The sequence below is a fragment of the Marinospirillum alkaliphilum DSM 21637 genome, from assembly GCF_900119735.1.
Lineage (GTDB): Bacteria > Pseudomonadota > Gammaproteobacteria > Pseudomonadales > Halomonadaceae > Marinospirillum > Marinospirillum alkaliphilum.
The window spans coordinates 1-21,855 of record NZ_FPJW01000005.1 but is presented as its reverse complement, the minus strand read 5'-3'; the positions used below and the strand labels follow the sequence as shown (position 1 = coordinate 21,855).

Here is a 21,855-nt window from a genome sequence, read left to right as displayed (position 1 = left end):
ATGCGACAGATTGTACTGGATACTGAAACCACCGGCATGGACCCCAAAGAGGGGCATCGGCTGATTGAAATCGGTTGTGTGGAATTGATCAGCCGTCGTTTTACCGGCAACAACTTTCACGTCTACCTGAACCCGGAACGGGAAGTGGATGTGGAGGCTACCCAGGTGCATGGTTTCACCTGGGACGACCTGAAAGACAAACCCTTGTTTATTCAGGTCGCTGATGACTTTCTGCGCTATATCGAAGGCAGTGAACTGCTGATCCACAACGCACCCTTCGACGTCGGCTTCCTGAATGCCGAGCTGCAATGGCTGAATGAACAGCTTGGCCAGCAGCGTTATGGCCGCATTGAAGACTATTGCAAGGTTTTTGACACCCTGGCGTTTGCCCGCCGCCGCCATCCGGGGCAGCGCAACAGTCTGGATGCCCTGTGCAAACGCTACGAGGTGGACAACTCCGGTCGTACCCTGCACGGCGCTTTGCTGGACTCGGAAATCCTTGCTGACGTTTATCTGACCATGACCGGTGGGCAGACCAACCTGCTGCTGGGTGATGAAGATGATGAGCTGAACCAGAGCGGGCGGGATTTACTGTCCAGCATCCGTCGTGTGGACAGTAATCGACCGGCTTTAAAAGTGCTGCAGGCCTCTGCCGCTGAGCTGGATGCACATCGGGCCAAGCTGGAGCTGATTCAGGGCAAGGCCGGACGTTGCTTCTGGTTGGAACTGGAAGCCGCTGCGGCCAATCCACAGGAAGGCGTTGATGTGGCACCCACTGCAGGCTGATTTTCCTCAGCAATCACCGCTGAATGATTTTGAGCGTGGCCCGCTGTCAGTGCAGGCCGGTGAACTCATCGGGCTGGTCTGCTGTGGCTCAGGCTGTGTGCGCCCGGCTTTAAATCCGCGTTCTGATTGGCCCGGCTGGCTGGAGCCGGACGTGTTTGATCCGCAGCGACATCAGCGTCTGGTGGTGATTGGGCGTTGGCAGGGTTTGCCACTGCTGCTGCAGCTGGCGCACCGGGGGCAGGCCAGAAAAGAAGGCTGGCCGGATTTGCGCAGTTGGTTGCTGCAAAGTGATGCTGCTGGTTTTGATCTGCTGGCCACTGCTGCCGGGCTGGCCAACTGGGAAGAGCAGCATCGTTTTTGTGGTCGCTGTGGCACGCGAACCCAGCCGCGCCAGGATGAATACGCCCGGGAATGCCCGCGGTGCCATCTGCGCCAGTATCCGCGAGTATCACCCTGCATCATCACCCTGGTCTGGAAAGAAGATGCCTTGTTGCTGGCGCGCAGCCCCCGTTTTGCACCGGGGGTGTACAGCACACTGGCAGGGTTTATTGAAACCGGTGAATCGGCTGAACAGGCATTGCACCGGGAAGTGATGGAAGAAGTGGGGGTGGCGGTAGGCAACTTTCGTTACCTGGGCAGCCAGTCCTGGCCGTTTCCCCATTCACTGATGCTGGGTTACTGGGCGGAGTATCAGGGGGGAGACATCCACTTTGATGGGGTGGAGATCGAAGATGCGCGCTGGTATGCACTTGATGACCTGCCACCCTTGCCACCACCGACCTCCATTTCCCGTTATCTGATAGACAGCTTCCTGCAATGGCGTGGTTTTAACGTCTGACGCAGCGAGTACTGAAGTCTTCTTCCAGGTGTCGCAACTCCATCGCCTGCTGGGTGATGCTGACCATTTCAAAAGTATCATCACTTTCCAGATCACGCAGCTGGTTGACATCAAGTATGCCGGCATCGTGTAACTGCTGTGCCAGTGCATTGGTTGGCTGGGCGTTGCTGTTACGCGTTTTGATGGTCAGGCGACCAGGGCCGGTGGACCAGTCACCACTGCCTTCAAACTTGTAACTGAGCTGCTGCCCTGCAAAACTCATTTCCATGTTGCCATCCAGAGTGAAGTGTCGCTGCCCGGTAAATAGTTGAATGTAATCTATTTTTATCGTCATGCTGGGATCGGGCTGGATCTGCTGGCTGCACTGCCATTCACCAATCAGTTGATTGGCCAGTCGCGCATCACTGGCTTGCAGGGAAAGAGAGCAGGCCAGAAGGCTGATGACGCAGATCAGGGACAGGGTCTTTTTCATGGTTTATTCCTTAAGCTGTATCCTTGAATACCCGGGTTTTAACATTGATGGCAGGACTTGGCCAGCCCCCATGTCTGAAACTTTCATTGTCTGATGTTATCAAACCGGCAAGCCCTGTGTTATTGAAGGAGTTTCCATGCGTCTGATTCTATTCTTGTTGCTGGCTGGACTGCTGACGGGTTGTGCCAGCAAGGCGCAACTGGACAGTACCACAGATCCTGGTGTTACACCTGCACCGCTACAACAACTGACAGTGGTGGCGAGCGAAGGTTTTGACCCGGTGCATCGACCGGGTGTTGAGCAGGATATCTGCAAGGCACTGAGTGCACGCCTGGATTCCTGCAGCAGTTTTGCCACAGCACACCTGCCACCCAGTCGCATGGCTGACCTGAGCCAGGCTGAGTTGATGGCAAAAATTGATCCATCCCTTTATCCAGTGTTGCTGGTGCAGCTGGACCGGGATCGTACCCAGAGTGCAGAGCGTGGCAGTGGTGGTGGAAGCTTTGTGATCGGTGGTGGTTACCGTTCCGGTGGCGCCATAGGTTTTGGTACTCAGGTTGGCAGTTCAGGCCCACCCATGCTTTATTTCACCTATCACCTGCGCCTGCTGGAACAGCCTGGTGATACACCCTTGTGGCTGGCCACAGCACGTTCACGTAGTCAGGAACAGCCGGATCGGTCCGGTAGCAGCCCACTGAAACAACTGGTTCGTAGTCTGGAAGAAGACCTGGTCACACATGGTTGGTTGAAGCGCTGATCACCACCACTGAAGCCCTGTTGAAGCTTGTTTGCGGGGCATTTGGTCTTGCAGGCTGGAATCCTGATCGACTGTGAGTTACTGTATGGAGCCTTGAAACGGGCACTTTTAGCTTTTCCATATAAGTCAACAGGATATACAGCGGCATGGGAAAATCACTGGTCATTGTCGAGTCACCGGCCAAAGCCAAGACCATTAATAAATATCTGGGTAGTGACTTTATCGTCAAATCCAGTGTTGGTCATATCCGGGACTTGCCCGTCAGTGGCAGTGGCAAAACCACCACCGCTGCCAAGGGGGCACGAAAAACGGCCGCCAGCGATAAAAAGAAGAAGGCTGAAGATGCACTGATCACCCGCATGGGTGTGGATCCGGAACACGGCTGGTCAGCCCGTTACGAGATACTGCCGGGTAAGGAAAAAGTGGTGGCCGAGCTGAAAAAGCTGGCCCGCGAAGCTGACATGATCTACCTCGCAACGGACTTGGATCGCGAAGGGGAAGCCATTGCCTGGCACCTGCGCGAAACCCTGGGCGGTGACGATTCCCGCTACCGTCGCGTGGTGTTTAACGAAATCACCAAAAAAGCCATCACTGAAGCCTTTAAATCCCCCGGCATGCTGGACATGAACCGGGTGAATGCACAGCAGGCCAGACGTTTTCTGGATCGGGTGGTGGGATACATGGTTTCACCCCTGCTCTGGTCCAAGGTGGCACGTGGCCTTTCTGCCGGTCGTGTCCAATCCGTGGCAGTGCGCCTGATCGTTGAGCGCGAACGTGAAATTCGTGCTTTTGTGCCGGAAGAATACTGGGATGTCACTGCCCATCTGCTGAATCAGAATGCCATTGAACTGGCGTGTATGGTGGCTAAAAAAGCCGGTGAAAACTTCCGTCCCGGCAGCAAGGCAGAAACCGATGAGGCTCTTGCTGAGCTGCAACCGGCCAGTTACCGGGTGGCTGATCGGGAAGACAAACCCACCAGCAGTCGCCCTTCTGCGCCTTTTATTACATCCACCTTGCAGCAGGCTGCCAGCACCCGCCTGGGTTTTTCAGTCAAGAAAACCATGACCCTGGCACAGCGCCTGTATGAAGCCGGTCACATCACCTACATGCGTACCGACTCCACCAACCTGTCTCAGGATGCCGTGGCGGCCTGCCGTGACTGGATCGGCAGTGAGCTGGGCCCGCAATACCTGCCTGACAGCCCGAATGTCTATAGCAGCAAGGAAGGTGCTCAGGAAGCGCACGAAGCGATCCGTCCTTCCAACGTGCAGGTGCAGGGCAAGGATCTGGGCAGTGTTGAGCGTGATGCCCAGCGGCTGTATGAGCTGATCTGGCGTCAGTTTGTCGCCTGTCAGATGCCGCCGGCACGTTACCTGTCCACCACGCTGACGGTGCAGGCCGGTGATTACGAATTAAAAGCAAAAGGCCGGGTGTTGCAGTTTGATGGTTTCACCCGCATTCAGCCGGTGGCTGGCAAACAGGGTGAGGACCAGGTGTTGCCGGATCTGAAAGTCGGTGAAGTACTGGATCTGAAACAGCTGGACCCACGCCAGCACTTCACCAAACCACCGGCGCGTTTCACTGAAGCGGCCCTGGTTAAAGAGCTGGAAAAGCGTGGTATCGGTCGTCCATCGACCTATGCAGCGATCATTTCCACCATTCAGGAACGGGGTTACGTCAAACTGGAAAACCGCCGTTTTTATGCCGAGAAGATGGGTGACATCGTCACTGACCGGCTGGTGGAGTCTTTCCGTGATCTGCTGGATTACAGCTTCACCGCACGCATGGAAGACTCGCTGGATAATGTTGCGGAAGGCAAGGAGCAGTGGCAGACCCTGCTGGACCGTTTTTACGGTGAGTTCCGTGGCCAGCTGGATCAGGCTCAGGACAAGGATGGTATGCGCCCCAATCAGCCGGTGGACACGGATATTCCCTGTCCAACCTGTGGGCGTCACATGCAGATCCGCATTGCTTCCACCGGAACCTTTTTAGGCTGTTCCGGTTATGCGCTGCCACCTAAAGAGCGTTGCAAAACCACCATCAACCTGGTGCCAGGTGATGAGTTTGTGGCTGACGATGCTGATGAAGAAGCTGAAGTGGATGCCCTGCGTGCCAAGCGCCGTTGCCACAAATGCGGCACCGCGATGGAAAGTTTTATCGTTGATGAAAAGCGCAAACTGCACGTTTGTGGTAACAGCCCGGATTGTGATGGTTATCAGCTGGAAGAGGGCAGTTTCCGCCTGAAGGGTTATGAAGGCCCGACCATTGAGTGTGACAAGTGCGGCAGTGAGATGCAGCTGAAAACCGGACGTTTCGGCAAGTATTTTGGCTGCACCAATACTGAGTGCAAAAACACCCGTAAACTGCTGCGAAGCGGTGAGGCCGCGCCACCGAAAATGGACCCGGTGCAGATGCCGGAGCTCAAATGCCTGAAGGTGGATGATCACTATGTGCTGCGGGATGGGGCCAGTGGCCTGTTCCTGGCTGCCAGCCAGTTCCCGAAAAATCGTGAAACCCGTCCGCCGATGGTGGCCGAGTTGCAACCGCATCGTGATGAAATAGATCCCAAATACCACTACCTGCTGGATGCTCCGCTGGCCGATGGTGATGGCAATCCCACCGTGGTGCGTTATTCGCGCAAAACTAAAGAGCAGTATGTGCAGGCCGAACAGGACGGCAAACCCACCGGCTTCCGGGCTTTCTGGAATGGTTCCGCCTGGGTGGTGGAAGATAAAACCAAGGCAGCCAGCAAGAAAAAATGATCCAGGCTCAACGTTTACGTGTGAATCAGAAGCTGCATCAGGCGCGCCTGATGCAGCAGGCTGCTGCACAACCGGTAACGGATGAACTGAATCAACTGGCCTGGCAACAAGCCTGCATCGAAGCGGCGGTACTGGCGCTGGAAGCTGCCCGGCTGGCTTTTCTGCGAGAGCTGGCGGCCATTCACCGCCTGGACGTACGAGCGGTACAGCAGGCGGCTGATTTACGCACCTTGGCTGCTGCCCGTGAGCAGGCGCTGCCGGAGCTGGATCAGTTAGAAGCGGCCTTTAATAACCCGCAACACCCCCTGTGGCAACTCAAAGCCCTGCTGGCTGAGGTCAACCGCATTCCTGCACCCACTGCAGCACCAGCTGCCGGGGAGTGGATGCCGGAAGCACCAGCCACCCCTGCAGCTTCTCCTGCGACCCCCGTCAAATCCTTGATTCCACTGGCACAGCTGGAAGAGACTGATGCAAGCAAGGCCTCTGGTCCGAGCCGTGAAATGCAGCAGCTGGAAAGCATAAAAAACTGCCTGAATGCCATGCAGGCATTAATCAGGCAGCTTAGAGAACAGCTTTACGAAGATTAAGGTTATCAGTGAAGTTTACCGCTGAAGTCATCCCGGATCAGGCCCACAGCAAAGCCCTCAATCTCCAGGTTTTCTTCGCGCAGGTCGACTTTAATGGGGGCGAAGTCTTCATTTTCCGGCAGTAACCACACCAGATGGCCTTCCTTGCGGAAGCGTTTAACCGTGACTTCATCCTGAATGCGTGCCACCACCAGATCACCATCCTTCGGGGTATCCTTGCTGCGGTGAACCACCAGCAGATCACCTTCCATGATGCCGATGTTTTTCATGCTCAGGCCTTTAACCCGCAGCAGGTAGTCGGCTTTTCTGCGGAACGCATTGGGGTCGATTTTCAGGTGGAAGTCGATGTTTTCGGTGGCCAGCACCGGGCTACCGGCAGCCACCTGGCCCAGTACCGGCAGGCCTTCTTCTTCACTTTCAACAGCGCTACTGATTTCATCTTCATTGGCGGCTGACTGCAGCAGGCGCAGGCCACGGGAAGTGCCGGGCATGATTTCCAGCACACCCTTTTTGGCCAGAGCCTTCAGGTGTTCTTCAGCCGCATTGGCGGATTTGAAGCCCAGTCGATCGGCAATTTCAGCGCGGGTGGGTGGCATGCCCTTGTCGCGCATGGATTCCTTCACGATCTCCAGCACCTGCTGCTGACGTTTGGTGAGTTTCTGCATGACATGTCCGCCTTGTTGATCTGTACAGCTGGCTAACTGACCAGCACTAGTTTTCTGTACAGTATTCTAGCTGCGACAACCCCAAACGTAAACCCCTGAATTTCCGGTACTTGCAGCGCTCAGTTCAGCAGTTCAAAAATCACCCTGACACGGGCAGAGGTTTCCACCAGACCGGGTTCCAGTTCTGGTGTGACCGACTCCATCCGCACGCTGTCTGCGGCCATCATGGCCATGCGTGGTTGTACACCAGGGCTGCTGATTTCCTGAACTTGCAGGGCGCGTCCCAGATTCTGGCCCAGACTGCTGGCCATCAGTTCAGCCTTGTCACGGGCATCCTGCAGGGCTGCTTCCAGCGCCGGGTTGCGATTATCGGCTGCCTGGCTGCTGTGATAATGCAGAGGGCCAAACTGCGTTGGTTTGCCATCAGTGATGCGCTCCACCCACTGTCCTGCCTCTGTCACCGGCAGATTGACCAGTTTCAGCTCACGGCTGGCGGTATAACCGGTGATCTGCCAGGTGTCATTACGACGGGTCTGACGCGGATGAATGCGAATCTGGCCAGCTTCCAGGCGGGCACCTTCAGGCACCTGGCGGCGCAGGGTACGCAACAGGTTGCCGAAGTTTTGCTCCAGCTCCTGCATGGCCAGTCGTGAATCCCGGTGTTCCACTGAAAAAGTGGCGTGAATATCCACCCGGTCGGCTTCCAGTGTCAGGCGTGATTCACCGTGTACTTCCAGATGCGGGGTGGGTGCCCAGCCGTTGGCAGATGCCAGGCCCGTGACCAGCAACAGTCCGGTCATGGCAAACAGGACGAATAAACGGCGAAAAGTGATGTGCATCATCAACAGCTCCTTGTGTTTTTAAAAACGACGACTGGTGTGATGCAGTCGCCACAGCAGCAGTACAGCTGCAAAAGTAAGTCCCATGATCAGGCCGTACCAGAAACCATGGACACCCAAAGGCCCCCAGGGGTTCGATCCCATCGCTAACCACCAGCCGCCACCCAGACCAATCAACCAGTAGGAGAAAAGGGTGATCAGCATGATGATGCGGGTATCCTTGTAGCCACGCAGGGCTCCGGCAGCATTCACCTGCAGTGCATCCGAGATCTGATACAGCACTGCCAACTGGATCAGTGCAGCGGCCAGCAGTTGCACTTCGGTGTTTTCCGAATACAGACGCACCACACCCGGCGCTGAAAACCACATGAAAGCCGCAGCCAGCATTGATACCAGCAAAGAAAAACCAACGCCATAAAAGGCAATGCGACGGGCTTCTTCCGCTTGTCCGGCGCCCACCGCATGGCCAACCTTCACCGTCAGCGCCATGCCCAGGCTCAGTGGCACCATGAACAGCAGGGTGGTGAAGTTGATGGCCACCTGATGCCCGGCCACGGTGATTTCACCCAGACCACCAATAAACAGCGTAATGGTGGTGAACAGTGAGGCTTCAACAAAAATCGACAGGCCGATCGGCAAGCCAACCCAGAGAATATGCGCAATATCCGGCCATTTCGGGGTTTGCAGTCGGGCAAAAATGCCAAAAGCGCGGTAGCGATGATGCCAGTGAACATACACACTCAGCAGCAGCGCCATGAACCAGAAACTCAGTGCAGTGGCGTAACCACAGCCGATGGCACCCAGTTGCGGGAAGCCCAGCTTGCCGTATATCAATACATAGTTGGCAGGAATGTTCAGCAGCAGCCCAGCCAGACTGATCAGCAATACCGGACGGGCATGATTCAGGCCTTCACACATGCAACGCAGCACCTGAAAAAAGGCCAGTGCAGGCAAGCCCCAGATCAGCGCATGCAGGTAACCGGCAGCCAGGCTGGCAACTTCATCACTGACCCCCATGAAATCAAAAACCAGGCGGCTGTAAAACAGGATCAAGGCACCGGGCACCAGCATCACCAGTGCCACCCAGCTGGCCTGATGCACCGTACCGGACAGGTTGTCGGTACGACCGGCACCGGCAGCCTGGGCAACCAGCGGTGTGGTGGCCAGCAGGGTGCCAAAAATCAGCAGCATCAGTGGCATGAATACACTGGAGCCGACAGCGACTGCAGCCAGATCGGTGGCACTGAGGCGTCCGGCCATCAGGGTGTCGACCACGCTCATGCCAGTCTGTGCCAGATGAGCGCCCAGCAGGGGTAAGGCCAGCATCAGCAGGGGGTAGTTGTACTGCCGAAAACGCGCAAAAAACATGAACTGCCTCAGATCAATTAAACAGCCTATCTTACCGCTTTTTAAGAAAAATAGACTGGTTGGTCGAAAAGAAACGCGTAAAATGCCATGCCATCTTTTCAAGCCTTATGTCAGAGCCTCATGAGCGACCACGAATACCAGCAGTGTGAACAACTCATCCAACTGTTCGAGCAGGTTTTTTACCCGGATTATCAGACCCGACTGGTGCGTGGTGGTGATGAACCCCTGTACTTGCCGGCATCCATCACCGGTCATGACCATCAGATCATTTTTGCACGGGGTTTTTTCACCAGTGCACTGCATGAAATTGCTCACTGGTGTGTGGCCGGGCCGGAACGACGCCTGCTGGAAGACTTCGGCTACTGGTATGAACCGGATGGTCGCAGCGCTGAAGTGCAGCGCAGTTTTGAAAAGGTTGAGGTGCGCCCGCAAGCTTATGAGCAGTGTTTCACGCTGGCCAGTGGTCGCCGCTTTAATATCAGTGCTGACAACCTGTCGGGTGATCCGGGTGATACCTCGGATTTTGAACTCAGTGTGCATCGCCTGACGCTAACCATGCTTTATGAAGGGGCGTTGCAAGGGCGGGCGCGTCAGTTGTTTGATGCCATCTGCCAGGCATGGAACAACCCGTTTGAGTGCTGGCAGGCCGAAGCCCGTCAGACACTGGAACAACGCATTCAGTGGTTGCTGGAAGGTAATACCGAAGCCTGACGCAGGCTTTGAATGGCCACGTGGCTGCCGATTTCAAAATAGTTGTGGCTGGGGGTGATGGCGCAGTATTGCAGGCCATCCTGTTCCAGCACATAGAGGTAATCGTGGCCACGGAACTCACGATCCACCACCCGGGCAGCCGCAGGATCATCACTGGCGCTCAGGGTCAGGTCTTCCGGGCGCAATGACAGGTGTACTTCACCTTCCACGCTGGAGCTGAGATTAATGGCTCCCAGCGGGGTTTGGGCTTGATTGCCCTGGGCCAGACCTTGCAGCAGGTTGGTGTGCCCCAGAAACTTGGCCACAAAGGCTGTAGCCGGATGCTGGTAAACCTGTTGCGGTGTATCCAGTTGAATCAGTTTGCCCTGCTGCATCACTCCCACCTTGTCGGCAAAAGTCATGGCTTCCGCCTGGTCATGGGTGACCAGAATCACTGAAGTGCCGGCTTTTTTGAACAGCGCACGCATCTCTTTGCGGGTGCTTTCACGCAGGGCTGCATCCAGGTTCGAAAAGGGTTCATCCAGTAGTACCAGTTCCGGTTCAGCAGCCAGGGTACGGGCCAATGCCACCCGCTGCTGTTGCCCACCGGACAATTCATGCGGATGGCGCTTGGCATAAGCAGCCAAACCAACCAGCTCCAGCCACTCCATGGCCTTTTGTTCCTGCTGATGTGTGGGAACATGGCGCATGGCAAAAGTAACGTTGCGCAGCAGGCTCATGTGCGGGAACAGGGCGTAGTCCTGAAACACAATACCGATGTGGCGCTTTTGTGGCGGCAGCTCAGTAACATCCTGACCATGCAGAAAAATACGCCCTGACTCAGGATGCTCAAAACCAGCCAGCATGCGCAGGGTGGTGGTTTTACCGCAGCCGCTGGGGCCGAGTAAGGCCAGAATTTCGCCGGGCTGGAGTGTGAAACTAACCTGATTCACCGCCAGGGCTTCCCCTTGTTGATAACGTTTACACAGGCCTTCCACTCGCATCAGGGGATTGATGCCGGATGTTGATTTGTGGCTGAGATCGGAGGCGCTGGCTAGATGCGGCATGGAGTTCATTGCTTGCCCTCACGGTTGAGAACCATCCCGACGGAAAGGCTCGAGAAAATGACAATGGCGGCTGCAAAGGGTGCAGCTTCAGCCATAAAACCTTCGGATGTGCGGCTGAATACGGTAACGGCCAGTGTGGTGTAACCGGTGGGAGCCAGCAGGAAGGTGATCGGGAGCTCCTTCATGCAGAACAGAAACACCAGCGCCAGAGAGGCCAGAATACCGCGTTTCAGGCGCGGAAAAACCACATACCAGAAGGTGCTGATCGGACCATGGCCCAGTGAAAAGGCTGCTTCTTCCTGGTTGGCGCGTGTTTGCAGCAGTGCACTGCGAATGGGGCCCATGGCCAGTGCCAGGGTGGCAATTGCCCAGGTGAAAATCAGCAGCGCTAGTGTCTGATAAAGGAAAAAGGCGGTGTGCAGGGAGAAAAACACCATCGCCAGTGCCAGCGTCAGTGGTGGCAAGGCATAACCGATGTAGGTGGAGCGTTCAATTGCAGTGGAAATGCGTGACGGATAACGCACCAGCAGGTAACAGATGGGCAGGGCAAAGGCTGCGGCCACCAGTGCTGCCGGGAAGGCGGCTGCGGCAGAGCGCAGGAAGGTTGCCGGTACCTGCAGGAAGAAACTGATGTCTGGCGGTGCCAGTAATAACCAGTAGGCCAGAATCATCACCGGCAGGCCGATTGAAACCAGAAACACCACTCCCAGGAACAGCCAGGCTGGTGCGGCCAACCAACCCAGTCGCGCCGGTGCACGGGGACGAGCAATACCACTGCCCACACTGGCTAGGCGCTTGCGCTTCAACACCAGGGTTTCCATCAGCACAAAGCTGGCCGCAAGTGCCAGCAACATCAATGACAACCAGGCAGCATAGACCCGGTCAAAGGCACCGGAATACTGGGTGTAAATGGCATAACTGAAAGCTTCATAACGCATCAGCGCCACGGCACCAAAGTCTCCCATCACGTACAGGCCGATCACCAGCCAGCCCGCCATCAGTGAAGGCGCCAGGTGTGGCAGCAGGATGCGGAAAAAAATCTCGCGTGGCGAATAACCCAGTGACTGGGCACTTTCTTCCAGACTGCGATCCAGCCCCAGCAGCGCTGCCCGCAAATTCAGAAACAGGTAAGAAAAGGTGTAGAAGGACAGTGCCAGCACGGCACCGGTGTAACCCTGAATGCGCGGCAGTTGCCAACCAAACAGCTGTGCAAAGATGCCGAAGTGCCCCCCCAGACCCATCAGGGCATAAGCCATGACATAACCGGGAACAGCCAGAGGCACCACCGCCAGCAGGGTGATGGCTTTTTTAAAACGGATATCGGTGCGTGTCACCAGCCAGGCGGTGGGCAAGGCCATCAGAGTGGTTAAAACCAGTACGCCGAGGGTCAGTTTCAGCGTGTTGAGCAGCAAGTCCAGATTGCGCTGACGGAACACCAGTTCCACCAGCATGGCCGGATCAGCCTGAAAGGCGCGCAGTCCCAGATAAAACAGTGGCAGCACCATGGCCAGTGCTGCAATCACCGAGGGAATGAGGATATAAAAAGGTGGCCTCTGGCCCCAGACACGATAGAGGTATGAAACAGCACTTGCAGTCATGGGCAACAGCCAACCGAGTCAAATAGAAAACACCTTTAACCTAGCATATTCAATTGCCATCAGTAAATGAAAATCAGACTCAGGAGCGTTGACTATTATTGATCTAAATCAAGATTTTTCAGGTGTTCATAAAGCAGCTCACTGACTTCTGCTGCCCAGCCCTGTAACCAGCGGTGACTGGCACGTGCCATGCCTTCGGCAGACATGTCACGGACCGACTGCTCAGCAGACCATTGCTGCTGCAACAGGTTATTGCCTGCTGCATCCAGCAGATTCAGTTGCAGGCTGATCTGCAGCTTGCGGCTGCGAGTGTCCAGATACCATTGGTTGATCAACAAGCGCAGCCGATAATCGGCCCGGTAACCCGGTTGGTCAGGCAGTGCTGCCTGAATCCATAACTCCTGGCCCAGGTACTCGGTCAGCAGTTGTTGTAACTGGTTGTCCAGGCTATCAGCCCAGATATGTCGGCTGAAGGGTGCCAGACGATGATCCGCATCGCGATACCAGATTTCCCGGCTGCGCAGTGGTGATGAGGCGATGGGGCGCTCAATGGCCAGATGCAGGCGGTAATCTCCCGGCAGGGTATTCAGGCCATTACGTCCCTCAAGGCTGTTCAGCAGTAACTGCTCAGGGGCTGGGCTGGGTTTGGGTGGCGCAGCACAGGCAGTGAGGAGTAGCAGCATCAAGGGTACAAGCAGGTACTTCATGGGTGATCATTCTCCAGGGCCGGGGGGTTGGCTGCGGTTACCACGCAGCCAGCTGTTGCTTTCCAGTCGCAGTTGTTCCAGCAGTTGTTCGGTCTGACGCATCAGTGGTGTCAACTGGCGAGCACTGCTGCGGGTGTCATCACTGAGACTGTTGAGCTGTTCACCAAGCAGTTCGAGCTGGCGGCTTAAACTGGTTTCAGCCCGCTCCAGAATCTCCGGGAAGCGCCCGGCCAGCTGGCGGTAGTAGTCCGGATCAATGCCCTGCAAGCGGCGTTCAGCGGTATTACTTAACTGTTCAATGGCCGACAGGGTGTTGATCAGCTGATGTTTCATGTCATCATCCACCAGATTGTTCAGCTGACGGCTGAGCTGATTCACCGACTGGGCCAACTGATTAAATTCCAGAATCGCCTGATCCAGGTTTTCAGTCAGCTCAACCAGGCGAGAGGTCTGGCTGGGAATGATCACCGGTTCACTTTCAGTGGACAACAGGCGCGCACCGCTATTACCCAGGCTTTGCAGCTCAACAAATAACAGCCCGGTGATGCCCTGATATTGCAGGGTGGCGTAGGTATCAGTCCGCACCGGGGTGTCGGCGTCGAGCCTTAAATCCAGCCGCACCCTTTCTTCCGGTTCCGTCACCAGACTGATGCGCTCAACATAACCTACCGGTACCCCACGGTATTTCACCGGAGCACGTTCATTCAGGCCGGATACCGAATCATAAAAATAGGTGACATAAGGCAGGCGGTTGGAGTTACGGGAGTCCTGCGTCATCCAACTGATGAACATCAGCCCGGCAGCCAGCAGCAACAGCACAAAGGCACCCACCAGGGTGTAGTTGATGCGCGGATTCATACCGGCAGACCTCCTTGTCGACGACCCTGAGCACCAGCGGCTCGGGTGTTGGCAAAATAGTGGCGTATGTCCGGGTGATCCTGCATGACCAGCTCCTCAATCGGTGCCTTACAGAGTACCTGTTTCTGCCCCAGAAATGCCACCTGATCCGTCACTCGCCAGAGTGAATCCAGGTCATGGGTCACCAGTATCAGCGTCAGATCCATGGTGGCATGAAGTTCCAGCAGCATGTCATCAAAGGCACTGGCACTGGCAGGATCAAGTCCGGCGGTGGGTTCATCCAGCAATAACAAGGATGGGTCCAGCGCCAGAGCGCGAGCCACTGCAGCCCGCTTTAACATGCCGCCACTGATTTCCTGTGGCAGTCTGGCCGCAGCACTGGTGGGTAATCCCACCAGTTTCAACTTCAGCATCGCCAGTTCCTTTAACAGCGGCAAGGGCAGCGGCTGATACTCCCGCAATGGCAGCATCACGTTTTCCAGCAGGGTCAGGCTGCTGAACAGTGCTCCCTGCTGAAACATCATGCCCATGCGGTGCCTGAGTTGCAGCAAACCCCTGCCATCCATGCGGGCGGTGTTCTGCCCGAACAGCAGTATCTGGCCTTGCTGAGGCTGAGTCAGCAGGGCAATTTCATTCAAAAGCACCGACTTGCCGCAACCACTGGCGCCCACCAGTGCCAGACGCTCACCCTTGTAGACACTCAGGTTCAGGGATTCGTGCACCGACTGACCCGCAAAGCGGGTTGTGATATTGCGCAGGCGCACCAGGGGGCGTGGTCGCAGTTCTGTCATGCGTCACCAGCCTGCATTGCTGAAAAGGATGGAAAACAGGGCATCAGTGATGATCACCAGAAAAATGGCCTGCACCACACTGCGGGTGGTGCGCAGCCCCACGGCTTCCGCGCCACCACGGGCCAGCATGCCCTGCATGCAGCCGACATTCACAATGATCAGTGCAAACACCGGGGCTTTGATCATGCCCACCACAAAATGAATGATGCTGATTTCATCACCCAGGCGCTGCCAGAAGAGTGAAGGGGAAATATCCAGCTGAGCCTGAGCCACCAGCATGCCACCCACCAGGCCGCTGAGATCTGCCAGCAGCGTCAGCAGCGGCAACACCACCAGTAACCCCAGCAGTTTCGGCAGAATCAGCCAGTCAAAGGGGTTCTGACCCAGGCTGCGCAGTGCCTGAATTTCCTGGTTCATGTTCATGGTGGCCAGCTGTGCGGCATAGGCCGAGCCGGAACGACCGGCCACCAGAATCGCGGTGATCAGTGGGCCGAGTTCACGCAGGTGGGTTAACGCCACCAGCTCAACAATGAAAATATTGGCGCCATAGGCTTTTAACTGCAGGGCTCCCTGCCAGGCCACCACGGCCCCCAGCAGAAAAGACAGCAGAGCCACAATCGGCACGGCATGCAGGCCATCCTTCTGAATCACATCCAGAAACAGGCGCAGGCGAAAACGGTGGGGGTGGCGCAGCAGTGACAACAAAGCCATTACCAACTGACCCAGAAATTCCAGAAACTGACGGGTATAAAGGCCCAGGCGACTGACGCGATAACCGATATCCGCCACCCAGTTCAGCATCACCGGTTCAGGGATATGGGATTCGCGGTGTTTTAAGACCAGTTGCAGGAGTTGCTGCTGGGAAGGTGTCAGCCCGGCGGGCCAGTAAGCGGGGTTGTTGCCAAACAGGTGCAGAAAGGTCAGCGCACCGTTGCTGTCCATGGCATCAGCCTGAATGATCAGCTGTGCAGGGTCTTGAGTAACAAGCACCGGTTGCAGTTGCAACCAGTGCTTCAGCCAGGCCGTGGTCCAGTTGCCACGCACCTGCTGCTGTTCACCTGCCGGGATGATTTCCGGTGCTGATCCCTGATTCTGCATGGACACTCCAAAGATCCTTGATCTGATGGATTATCCATGATCAGTCGTCTGGTGTCAGCTATGTGCCATCTGCGGTTTCTGGCTGGCATTGGACGGACGGCGACGTCTCGGGCGTGAGCGCTTTTTAGCTGCACCCTCGTTATCACCGGCAGCAGCCTGTTGCGGGCGGCGGGCCGGTGGACGATTGGCACGACCACCATCACCCGGTGCACGCGGTGCATTGGTCACATCAGCACCCTGCGCCACCGGTTTGAAGTCCTGCGCCTGCTCCATGGGCAGACGTACCCTGGTCAGGCGCTCAATGGCCTTCAGCAGTTTGACTTCCTCATCACAGACCAGTGATACCGCGTGGCCGGAAGCACCGGCACGACCGGTACGACCGATGCGGTGTACATAGTCCTCGGCCACATTCGGCAGCTCATAGTTCACCACCTGCGGCAACTGATCAATGTCCAGTCCGCGTGCAGCGATGTCTGTTGCCACCAGAATCTGCACACTGCCATCTTTAAAACCCGCCAGTGCCTTGGTGCGGGCACCCTGGCTCTTGTTGCCGTGAATGGCCGCGGCCTGAAAACCGGCGTTCTCCAGATACTGAGTCAGCTTATTGGCACCATGCTTGGTTTTGGTGAACACCAGCACCTGATACCACTGGTGCTTTTTCAGCAGGTGCACCAGCAGGGCAGCCTTCTGTTTCTTGTCGACACTGAACACCTGTTGCTCCACCCGTTCAGCGGTGGAGTTGGGTGGCGTGACGGACACTTCCACCGGATTGTTCACCAGACCACGCGCCAGATGGCGGATTTCATCGGAAAAAGTGGCGGAAAACAGCAGGTTCTGACGTTTCGGCGGCAGCAGCTTCAGAATCTTCTTGATGTCATGGATAAAACCCATGTCCAGCATGCGGTCGGCTTCATCCAGCACCAGCACTTCCAGCTGCTTGAAGTTGATGGCGTTCTGGTTGAACAGATCCAGCAGGCGGCCCGGTGTGGCCACCAGGATGTCCACGCCTTTGCGCAGCTTCATCATCTGCGGATTGATACTGACACCACCAAACACCACGGCAGAAGACAGGCGCATGCCCTTGCCATAGGTGGCCACACTTTCTGCCACCTGAGCGGCCAGCTCACGGGTCGGGGTCAGAATCAGTGCACGGGTCTGATTGGCTTTAGCCGGTTCACCCCTGGCCAGGCGTTCCAGAATCGGCAGGGTGAAACCTGCAGTTTTGCCGGTGCCGGTCTGGGCAGCGGCCATAATGTCTTTGCCGGCCATGATGGCAGGAATGGCCTGGGCCTGAATCGGGGTGGGGCTGGTGTAGCCCTGGGCATCCAGTGCAGCAAGGATCGGGGCACTCAGGCCCAAAGAGGAAAAACTCATGGATCGAAAATATCTCGGTATTAAAAAAAGAAAAAACTGATAAACCGCTCAAGGCAACCGCTGAAAAGTGCGGTAACAACAGGCAGGATGCACAAGCTTACAGCAAAGCAGCCAGCAGCGATATCAGAATAAACCGGCGTTATGGCTTCGACCTTTGCACGGCTGGTGTGGCAGGGCGGCAATGCTATACTGGCGCGCGATAACATCCAGATGATAAAGAGGACCTCCTTCATGACCGTCATCCGCCAGGAAGACCTGATCCAGAGCGTTGCTGATGCCCTGCAGTTCATTTCCTACTACCACCCCAAGGACTTCATTGACTCCCTGAACAAGGCCTACGAGCGTGAGCAGTCACCGGCAGCCAAGGATGCCATGGCGCAGATCCTGATCAACTCCCGCATGTGTGCCCAGGGGCATCGTCCGATCTGTCAGGACACTGGCATTGTCACCGTGTTCCTGGACATCGGTATGGACGTGCGCTGGGATGGTGCCACCATGAGCGTGGAAGACATGGTCAACGAAGGGGTGCGTCGTGCCTACCTGCACCCGGACAACGTACTGCGTGCCTCGGTACTGGCTGATCCGGACGGCAAGCGTGCCAACACCAAAGACAACACCCCGGCCATCATCCACACCAAACTGGTGCCCGGCAACACCGTTGATGTTCACGTGGCAGCCAAGGGTGGCGGCTCCGAAGCCAAATCCAAATTTGCCATGCTCAACCCGTCTGATGACGTGGTGGAATGGGTGCTGGAACAACTGCCGAAAATGGGTGCTGGCTGGTGTCCGCCCGGCATGCTCGGCATCGGCATTGGTGGCACCGCTGAAAAAGCCATGCTGCTGGCCAAAGAAGCCCTGCTGGAGCCGATCGACATTCAGGAGCTGCAAGCCCGTGGTGCCAGCAACCGTGCCGAAGAACTGCGCCTGGAGCTGTACGACAAGGTCAACAAACTGGGCATTGGTGCCCAGGGCCTGGGCGGTCTGACCACCGTGCTGGACGTGAAGGTGAAAGACTACCCGACCCACGCCGCCAACAAACCGGTTGCCATCATCCCCAACTGTGCCGCCACCCGCCACACCCACTTTGTACTGGATGGCAGTGGCCCGGCCGCACTGGAAGCCCCGAAACTGGAAGACTGGCCGGAAATCACCCGTGAAGTGGGTGCCGGTGTCAAACGCATCAACCTGAACAGCGTCACCCGCGAAGAAGTGAAAGACCTCAAACCCGGTGATGTGGTGCTGCTGTCTGGCAAAATGCTGACCGGTCGTGATGCCGCCCACAAGCGCATGGTCGACATGATCAACAAGGGTGAAGAACTGCCGGTGGACCTGAAAGGCAAGTTCATCTACTACGTTGGCCCGGTTGATCCGGTGCGTGACGAAGTGGTGGGACCGGCTGGCCCGACCACCGCCACCCGCATGGACAAATTCACCCGCACCGTACTGGAAAAAACCGGTCTGCTGGGCATGATCGGTAAATCCGAACGCGGCCCGATTGCCATCGACGCCATTCGTGACAACGAAGCCGTCTACCTGATGGCCGTGGGTGGTGCTGCCTACCTGGTGGCCCAGGCCATCAAACACGCCAAAGTGCTGGCCTTTGAAGACCTGGGAATGGAAGCCATCTACGAGTTCGACGTGGAAGACATGCCCGTCACCGTCGCCGTTGACGTTCGTGGTGACTCCATCCACAACATCGGCCCGGCCCAGTGGAAAGACATCATCGCCAAAGACGCTGCCGCTGTTTGAATGGCTGAATAAAGCGATGTAAAACCGGTAACCTCAAGGACGAGGTTACCCTGATTGATTCAATGGAAACCGCTTCAGAACGGCTTAAAGGAATAAGCTGCAAACACCTCAGGGATGCGGCCACTCACCAACGCCATCCCTCGGCGGTAGCGTGCCTGAAAATCAGAAACTCCCCAGCGTATCCAGTGGACTGGCCGTACCCGCAAAATGCTGCCCGATCACATGCGTATAAATCTGCGTCGTTTTTACATCTGAATGGCCCAACAACTCCTGTACCGTACGAATATCCCTGCCGGCCTGCAATAAATGCGTGGCAAACGAATGGCGAAAGGTATGGCAGGAAACCCGCTTGTTGAAAATGCCAGCACGTTGCACGGCAGCTTTTAATGCCTTGCGTGGCACCGAATCGTGCAAATGATGACGGCACACCTTGCCGGTGATTGGGTGGTTGCACCAGGTCACAGAAGGAAAAACATACATCCAGGCGGGTTGCCGATAGGCCGAAGGGTATTTGCGATCCAGCGCATAAGGCAATGAAGGACCAATCCCCTGAGCATTATCTGATACCTGCAGAGCCACTGCTTCCTCAATCAACTGCTGGATGGCGGGCTTTAAACTCATGGGCAGCAAGGTATTGCGGCTTTTACCACCCTTGCCATCATGAACAGAAATACAGCCGTGATCAAAATCAAAATCCTTGACTCGTAACCTCAGGCACTCGTTGATGCGCAGTCCACCGCCATACAACAATGAAAACAGCGTGCGATTACGAGTGTCAAACTGCTGCAAGATACGCTGAACCTCAGTGATTGACAGCACTACAGGCAAACGTCGTGGTTTTTTTGCTGGATTAAAATCCAGATCACCCAAAGGTTTATCCAGAAACTGGTTATATAGAAAAGCCAGTGCATTCAAAGCAGTCTTCTGCGTATTCACTGCTACATGGCGGTCATTGGCAAGACTGGAAAGAAACAGCCGGACCTCCTCACTGCCCATGGTTTCAGGATGACGTTTCTGATGAAACAAAATGAACCGCTTGATCCAGTGCACATAGGTTTTTTCAGTTTTCAGTGCATAACCTTTCTGGCGCAGATCCTGCTGAATGGCGTTAAGAAAAGGACTTCCTGTCATGTTGATGCCTCGCAATATCCGGCCTGTGTTTTTATACAGTCTACTTTTATCTTGGAAGCTGAAAATGCTCAAATGAAAATCGAGCTTGCTCGTTTTCACACCAGGATCAATGTTGTGCCATAACAAAAACAGATGGTTACGAATATGAACAGCAGAAAAAGTGACAGAACCCAGGTGCAAAACACGCATGCGGGTTTACATCCCAACCCTTGGGGTGGATCAATGGACTTTAATCAGGAAAATCGGTAAGTTGGATCAAAAAGCAAACAGTAGGCAGCAGAAGCGTTTTGAGCATGCCTACTAACAAAATGTTATTGCCGGGGCTTGGTTGCATCGGTTGAGGCTGGTGACTTCGGTACAGTTTTCAGGTCGCCGCCGCAGTATCGGGCTTTGTTTTAGGTCGTTGCCAACATCAAGCGGTTGAGCTGTTGCGGGTAACGCAGTCAGAAAATCAGGTGCTGTTGTCCAGGCTGGTGCATCTATCGGTCAGTGGTTCAGCCAGTGTGGCGGCAGTGGTTATTTTAGGTGGTTTTGGCAATAACAAAGTGCAGCAGTTCGCCGCCTTTGGCGGCCGGATGTCCTTTCCGCTTGCGCTCCAAGGCCACCGCTGTCCACGGCGTTAGAAGAATTTCAGTTCAGTAACTGTGGGTTACACAAGGAGAGAACTATATGGCTACCACCATGTATTTCGAGGAAACGATAAAAGATCAGGGTGGAAGGACGGAAATGGAGCTGGAAGTTGGCCGTTCCTCTTATTATCCAGAAGACAGCATCTATATCACTGTTGACGGAAAGACAGTAATAATGGATCGAAAAACAGCTAAGAGATTTGTTGAAGCGGTCAACTCTGTCGGTTTCTACCACGGCTTCGTAGAGTGAAGCTCTTCTAACAAATCGCTGCTACGGAAAATTTACTCGCTGGCGCTCCTAAATTTCCGCAGAGCGCGGCGTTAGGCGGTCACGTAGCACATGCAAATCCTTGAGTTCCTAGAAAAGACAATTTCCGAGCTCTCTGCAAAACGAGTGGCGGTAATTTGTGCCACGCTTGCGGTAGGAATTATTGGCATCGTTTCCTACGAATTGGCGACTTCTACATTCCGACTGGATAAGTATCAAAAAGCCGCAGATTTGCTTTCCTCATTGGAGCCACTTCTCGAGTCCAGAAATGAGACCGTAAGATCCTCCGCCCAAGAAATGGCGGCAAACGTGAAGAGCATTATGCTCAACGAGCCTGGAGAGAGCTTTGGCCTCACTTCCGACCAGCATAGGATAGCGTTAGTAATTTTGATGAGTGTTCCTTGGATAATCCTGTCCTTCGTTGGAATTATCGAGAAGTTCAAGGGCGATCCGGATTGGGCGTACGGACTAGTTGGCTGTTTGTTCCTTGCTTTTCTTTTCGGTTTTGCGAGTTACTACGTTCCTTCTGATTTACATTGGTTTTATCGGTATGTGGCGATTCCTTTTGTCACCTATGCGGTCGCTCTAAGTCTCTTTTATGCGGTTTCGGACGATGATGAGAAAAACAACGCCTAACAAACCGTTCCTGAGCGATAAAAGTATGTCGTCATGCCTTTTGCAAAGAACGCAAAAGCCACGCCAACATACTTTCGCGCCAGAACAGGAGCGTTAGAAGAATTTCAGTTCAGTAACTGTGGGTTACACAAGGAGAGAACTATATGGCTACCACCATGTATTTCGAGGAAACGATAAAAGATCAG

The 21,855-nt window shown here is 55.4% G+C and carries 22 protein-coding genes; 9 read left to right on the top strand and 13 right to left on the bottom strand.

Annotated features, from left to right (window positions below):
* Window positions 1–786, top strand: coding sequence for a DNA polymerase III subunit epsilon (gene dnaQ / locus BT114_RS08000; RefSeq protein ID WP_072325848.1), 786 nt, complete (start codon window positions 1–3; stop codon window positions 784–786).
* Window positions 764–1,624, top strand: coding sequence for an NAD(+) diphosphatase (nudC, locus tag BT114_RS07995; RefSeq protein ID WP_072325847.1), 861 nt, complete (start codon window positions 764–766; stop codon window positions 1,622–1,624). Before dnaQ ends, nudC begins: the two co-directional genes overlap by 23 nt.
* On the opposite strand, the gene BT114_RS07990 is transcribed toward nudC, so the two are convergent.
* Window positions 1,614–2,096: a hypothetical protein gene (locus tag BT114_RS07990; protein ID WP_072325846.1), complete on the bottom strand. Its 483-nt coding sequence runs from the start codon at window positions 2,094–2,096 to the stop codon at window positions 1,614–1,616. The two genes, nudC and BT114_RS07990, sit on opposite strands and share 11 nt — an antisense overlap.
* Before the next feature lie 136 nt (window positions 2,097–2,232).
* On the opposite strand from BT114_RS07990, the gene BT114_RS07985 reads away from it, so the two are divergent.
* The 3 genes from BT114_RS07985 (at window position 2,233) to BT114_RS07975 (ending at window position 6,202) form a co-directional block, all read left to right on the top strand.
* Window positions 2,233–2,853, top strand: coding sequence for a hypothetical protein (locus BT114_RS07985; protein ID WP_072325845.1), 621 nt, complete (start codon window positions 2,233–2,235; stop codon window positions 2,851–2,853).
* A gap of 146 nt (window positions 2,854–2,999) precedes the next feature.
* A complete protein-coding gene (gene topA / locus BT114_RS07980) occupies window positions 3,000–5,615 on the top strand; it encodes a type I DNA topoisomerase (protein WP_072325844.1) in 2,616 nt (871 codons plus the stop codon).
* Complete coding sequence (locus tag BT114_RS07975; protein ID WP_072325843.1) at window positions 5,612–6,202, top strand: DUF6586 family protein; 591 nt, start codon at window positions 5,612–5,614, stop codon at window positions 6,200–6,202. The genes topA and BT114_RS07975 overlap by 4 nt, the downstream gene beginning before the upstream one ends.
* 5 nt (window positions 6,203–6,207) lie before the next feature.
* Here the strand turns inward: BT114_RS07975 and lexA are convergent, their stop codons facing one another.
* From lexA to BT114_RS07960, 3 genes are all read right to left on the bottom strand, one after another.
* Entirely contained in the window at window positions 6,208–6,867 is a 660-nt protein-coding gene (gene lexA, locus BT114_RS07970; protein WP_072325842.1) for a transcriptional repressor LexA, read from the bottom strand.
* 119 nt (window positions 6,868–6,986) lie between these two features.
* Window positions 6,987–7,709: an SIMPL domain-containing protein gene (locus tag BT114_RS07965; protein ID WP_072325841.1), complete on the bottom strand. Its 723-nt coding sequence runs from the start codon at window positions 7,707–7,709 to the stop codon at window positions 6,987–6,989.
* Window positions 7,710–7,727: 18 nt separating this feature from the next.
* Window positions 7,728–9,074 (bottom strand): MATE family efflux transporter, encoded by a 1,347-nt coding sequence (locus BT114_RS07960; RefSeq protein ID WP_072325840.1) that lies wholly within the window; start codon window positions 9,072–9,074, stop codon window positions 7,728–7,730.
* 120 nt (window positions 9,075–9,194) lie between these two features.
* Between BT114_RS07960 and BT114_RS07955 the strand changes: the two genes are divergently transcribed.
* On the top strand, window positions 9,195–9,785 hold the full coding sequence (locus tag BT114_RS07955; RefSeq protein ID WP_084662068.1) for an elongation factor P hydroxylase: 591 nt from the start codon (window positions 9,195–9,197) through the stop codon (window positions 9,783–9,785).
* Here the strand turns inward: BT114_RS07955 and BT114_RS07950 are convergent.
* The 8 genes from BT114_RS07950 to BT114_RS14875 form a co-directional block, all read right to left on the bottom strand.
* Window positions 9,752–10,840, bottom strand: a complete 1,089-nt coding sequence (locus BT114_RS07950) for an ABC transporter ATP-binding protein (RefSeq protein ID WP_143142795.1) — start codon at window positions 10,838–10,840, stop codon at window positions 9,752–9,754. The two genes, BT114_RS07955 and BT114_RS07950, sit on opposite strands and share 34 nt — an antisense overlap.
* Window positions 10,837–12,429: an ABC transporter permease gene (locus BT114_RS07945; protein WP_072325838.1), complete on the bottom strand. Its 1,593-nt coding sequence runs from the start codon at window positions 12,427–12,429 to the stop codon at window positions 10,837–10,839. The genes BT114_RS07950 and BT114_RS07945 overlap by 4 nt, the downstream gene beginning before the upstream one ends.
* Window positions 12,430–12,524: 95 nt before the next feature.
* Complete coding sequence (locus BT114_RS07940; RefSeq protein ID WP_072325837.1) at window positions 12,525–13,136, bottom strand: ABC-type transport auxiliary lipoprotein family protein; 612 nt, start codon at window positions 13,134–13,136, stop codon at window positions 12,525–12,527.
* Window positions 13,137–13,142: 6 nt separating this feature from the next.
* Complete coding sequence (locus BT114_RS07935; protein WP_072325836.1) at window positions 13,143–13,994, bottom strand: MlaD family protein; 852 nt, start codon at window positions 13,992–13,994, stop codon at window positions 13,143–13,145.
* On the bottom strand, window positions 13,991–14,785 hold the full coding sequence (locus tag BT114_RS07930) for an ABC transporter ATP-binding protein (protein ID WP_072325835.1): 795 nt from the start codon (window positions 14,783–14,785) through the stop codon (window positions 13,991–13,993). Before BT114_RS07930 ends, BT114_RS07935 begins: the two co-directional genes overlap by 4 nt.
* A 3-nt stretch (window positions 14,786–14,788) precedes the next feature.
* The gene (locus BT114_RS07925) at window positions 14,789–15,883 is read right to left on the bottom strand and encodes an MlaE family ABC transporter permease (protein WP_072325834.1); all 1,095 of its coding nucleotides are present in this window, start codon (window positions 15,881–15,883) and stop codon (window positions 14,789–14,791) included.
* 54 nt (window positions 15,884–15,937) lie between these two features.
* Window positions 15,938–17,257: a DEAD/DEAH box helicase gene (locus tag BT114_RS07920; RefSeq protein ID WP_072325833.1), complete on the bottom strand. Its 1,320-nt coding sequence runs from the start codon at window positions 17,255–17,257 to the stop codon at window positions 15,938–15,940.
* A 20-nt stretch (window positions 17,258–17,277) separates the two neighbouring features.
* Window positions 17,278–17,490 (bottom strand): hypothetical protein, encoded by a 213-nt coding sequence (locus tag BT114_RS14875; protein ID WP_143142794.1) that lies wholly within the window; start codon window positions 17,488–17,490, stop codon window positions 17,278–17,280.
* Between BT114_RS14875 and BT114_RS07915 the strand changes: the two genes are divergently transcribed.
* Window positions 17,489–19,006: a fumarate hydratase gene (locus tag BT114_RS07915; RefSeq protein ID WP_072326008.1), complete on the top strand. Its 1,518-nt coding sequence runs from the start codon at window positions 17,489–17,491 to the stop codon at window positions 19,004–19,006. The genes BT114_RS14875 and BT114_RS07915 overlap by 2 nt on opposite strands.
* Window positions 19,007–19,168: 162 nt before the next feature.
* On the opposite strand, the gene BT114_RS07910 is transcribed toward BT114_RS07915, so the two are convergent.
* Window positions 19,169–20,137: an integron integrase gene (locus BT114_RS07910; protein WP_072326006.1), complete on the bottom strand. Its 969-nt coding sequence runs from the start codon at window positions 20,135–20,137 to the stop codon at window positions 19,169–19,171.
* A 669-nt stretch (window positions 20,138–20,806) separates the two neighbouring features.
* On the opposite strand from BT114_RS07910, the gene BT114_RS07905 reads away from it, so the two are divergent.
* The gene (locus tag BT114_RS07905; RefSeq protein ID WP_072325832.1) at window positions 20,807–21,016 is read left to right on the top strand and encodes a hypothetical protein; all 210 of its coding nucleotides are present in this window, start codon (window positions 20,807–20,809) and stop codon (window positions 21,014–21,016) included.
* Between the two features lie 90 nt (window positions 21,017–21,106).
* Window positions 21,107–21,670: a hypothetical protein gene (locus BT114_RS07900; RefSeq protein ID WP_072325831.1), complete on the top strand. Its 564-nt coding sequence runs from the start codon at window positions 21,107–21,109 to the stop codon at window positions 21,668–21,670.
* Window positions 21,671–21,855 lie beyond the last annotated feature (185 nt).

Coding starts and splice junctions, on each gene's coding strand:
- BT114_RS07915 (WP_072326008.1), top strand. CDS start 17,489: ATGACCGTCATCCGCCAGGAAGACCTGATCCAGAGCGTTGCTGATGCC.
- nudC (WP_072325847.1), top strand. CDS start 764: ATGTGGCACCCACTGCAGGCTGATTTTCCTCAGCAATCACCGCTGAAT.
- BT114_RS07985 (WP_072325845.1), top strand. CDS start 2,233: ATGCGTCTGATTCTATTCTTGTTGCTGGCTGGACTGCTGACGGGTTGT.
- BT114_RS07940 (WP_072325837.1), bottom strand. CDS start 13,136: ATGAAGTACCTGCTTGTACCCTTGATGCTGCTACTCCTCACTGCCTGT.
- dnaQ (WP_072325848.1), top strand. CDS start 1: ATGCGACAGATTGTACTGGATACTGAAACCACCGGCATGGACCCCAAA.
- BT114_RS07960 (WP_072325840.1), bottom strand. CDS start 9,074: ATGTTTTTTGCGCGTTTTCGGCAGTACAACTACCCCCTGCTGATGCTG.
- BT114_RS07975 (WP_072325843.1), top strand. CDS start 5,612: ATGATCCAGGCTCAACGTTTACGTGTGAATCAGAAGCTGCATCAGGCG.
- BT114_RS07965 (WP_072325841.1), bottom strand. CDS start 7,709: ATGATGCACATCACTTTTCGCCGTTTATTCGTCCTGTTTGCCATGACC.
- BT114_RS07920 (WP_072325833.1), bottom strand. CDS start 17,257: ATGAGTTTTTCCTCTTTGGGCCTGAGTGCCCCGATCCTTGCTGCACTG.
- BT114_RS07905 (WP_072325832.1), top strand. CDS start 20,807: ATGGCTACCACCATGTATTTCGAGGAAACGATAAAAGATCAGGGTGGA.
- lexA (WP_072325842.1), bottom strand. CDS start 6,867: ATGCAGAAACTCACCAAACGTCAGCAGCAGGTGCTGGAGATCGTGAAG.
- BT114_RS07900 (WP_072325831.1), top strand. CDS start 21,107: ATGCAAATCCTTGAGTTCCTAGAAAAGACAATTTCCGAGCTCTCTGCA.
- BT114_RS07990 (WP_072325846.1), bottom strand. CDS start 2,096: ATGAAAAAGACCCTGTCCCTGATCTGCGTCATCAGCCTTCTGGCCTGC.
- BT114_RS07955 (WP_084662068.1), top strand. CDS start 9,195: ATGAGCGACCACGAATACCAGCAGTGTGAACAACTCATCCAACTGTTC.
- BT114_RS07910 (WP_072326006.1), bottom strand. CDS start 20,137: ATGACAGGAAGTCCTTTTCTTAACGCCATTCAGCAGGATCTGCGCCAG.
- topA (WP_072325844.1), top strand. CDS start 3,000: ATGGGAAAATCACTGGTCATTGTCGAGTCACCGGCCAAAGCCAAGACC.
- BT114_RS14875 (WP_143142794.1), bottom strand. CDS start 17,490: ATGAAGGAGGTCCTCTTTATCATCTGGATGTTATCGCGCGCCAGTATA.
- BT114_RS07925 (WP_072325834.1), bottom strand. CDS start 15,883: ATGCAGAATCAGGGATCAGCACCGGAAATCATCCCGGCAGGTGAACAG.
- BT114_RS07945 (WP_072325838.1), bottom strand. CDS start 12,429: ATGACTGCAAGTGCTGTTTCATACCTCTATCGTGTCTGGGGCCAGAGG.
- BT114_RS07930 (WP_072325835.1), bottom strand. CDS start 14,785: ATGACAGAACTGCGACCACGCCCCCTGGTGCGCCTGCGCAATATCACA.
- BT114_RS07950 (WP_143142795.1), bottom strand. CDS start 10,840: ATGAACTCCATGCCGCATCTAGCCAGCGCCTCCGATCTCAGCCACAAA.
- BT114_RS07935 (WP_072325836.1), bottom strand. CDS start 13,994: ATGAATCCGCGCATCAACTACACCCTGGTGGGTGCCTTTGTGCTGTTG.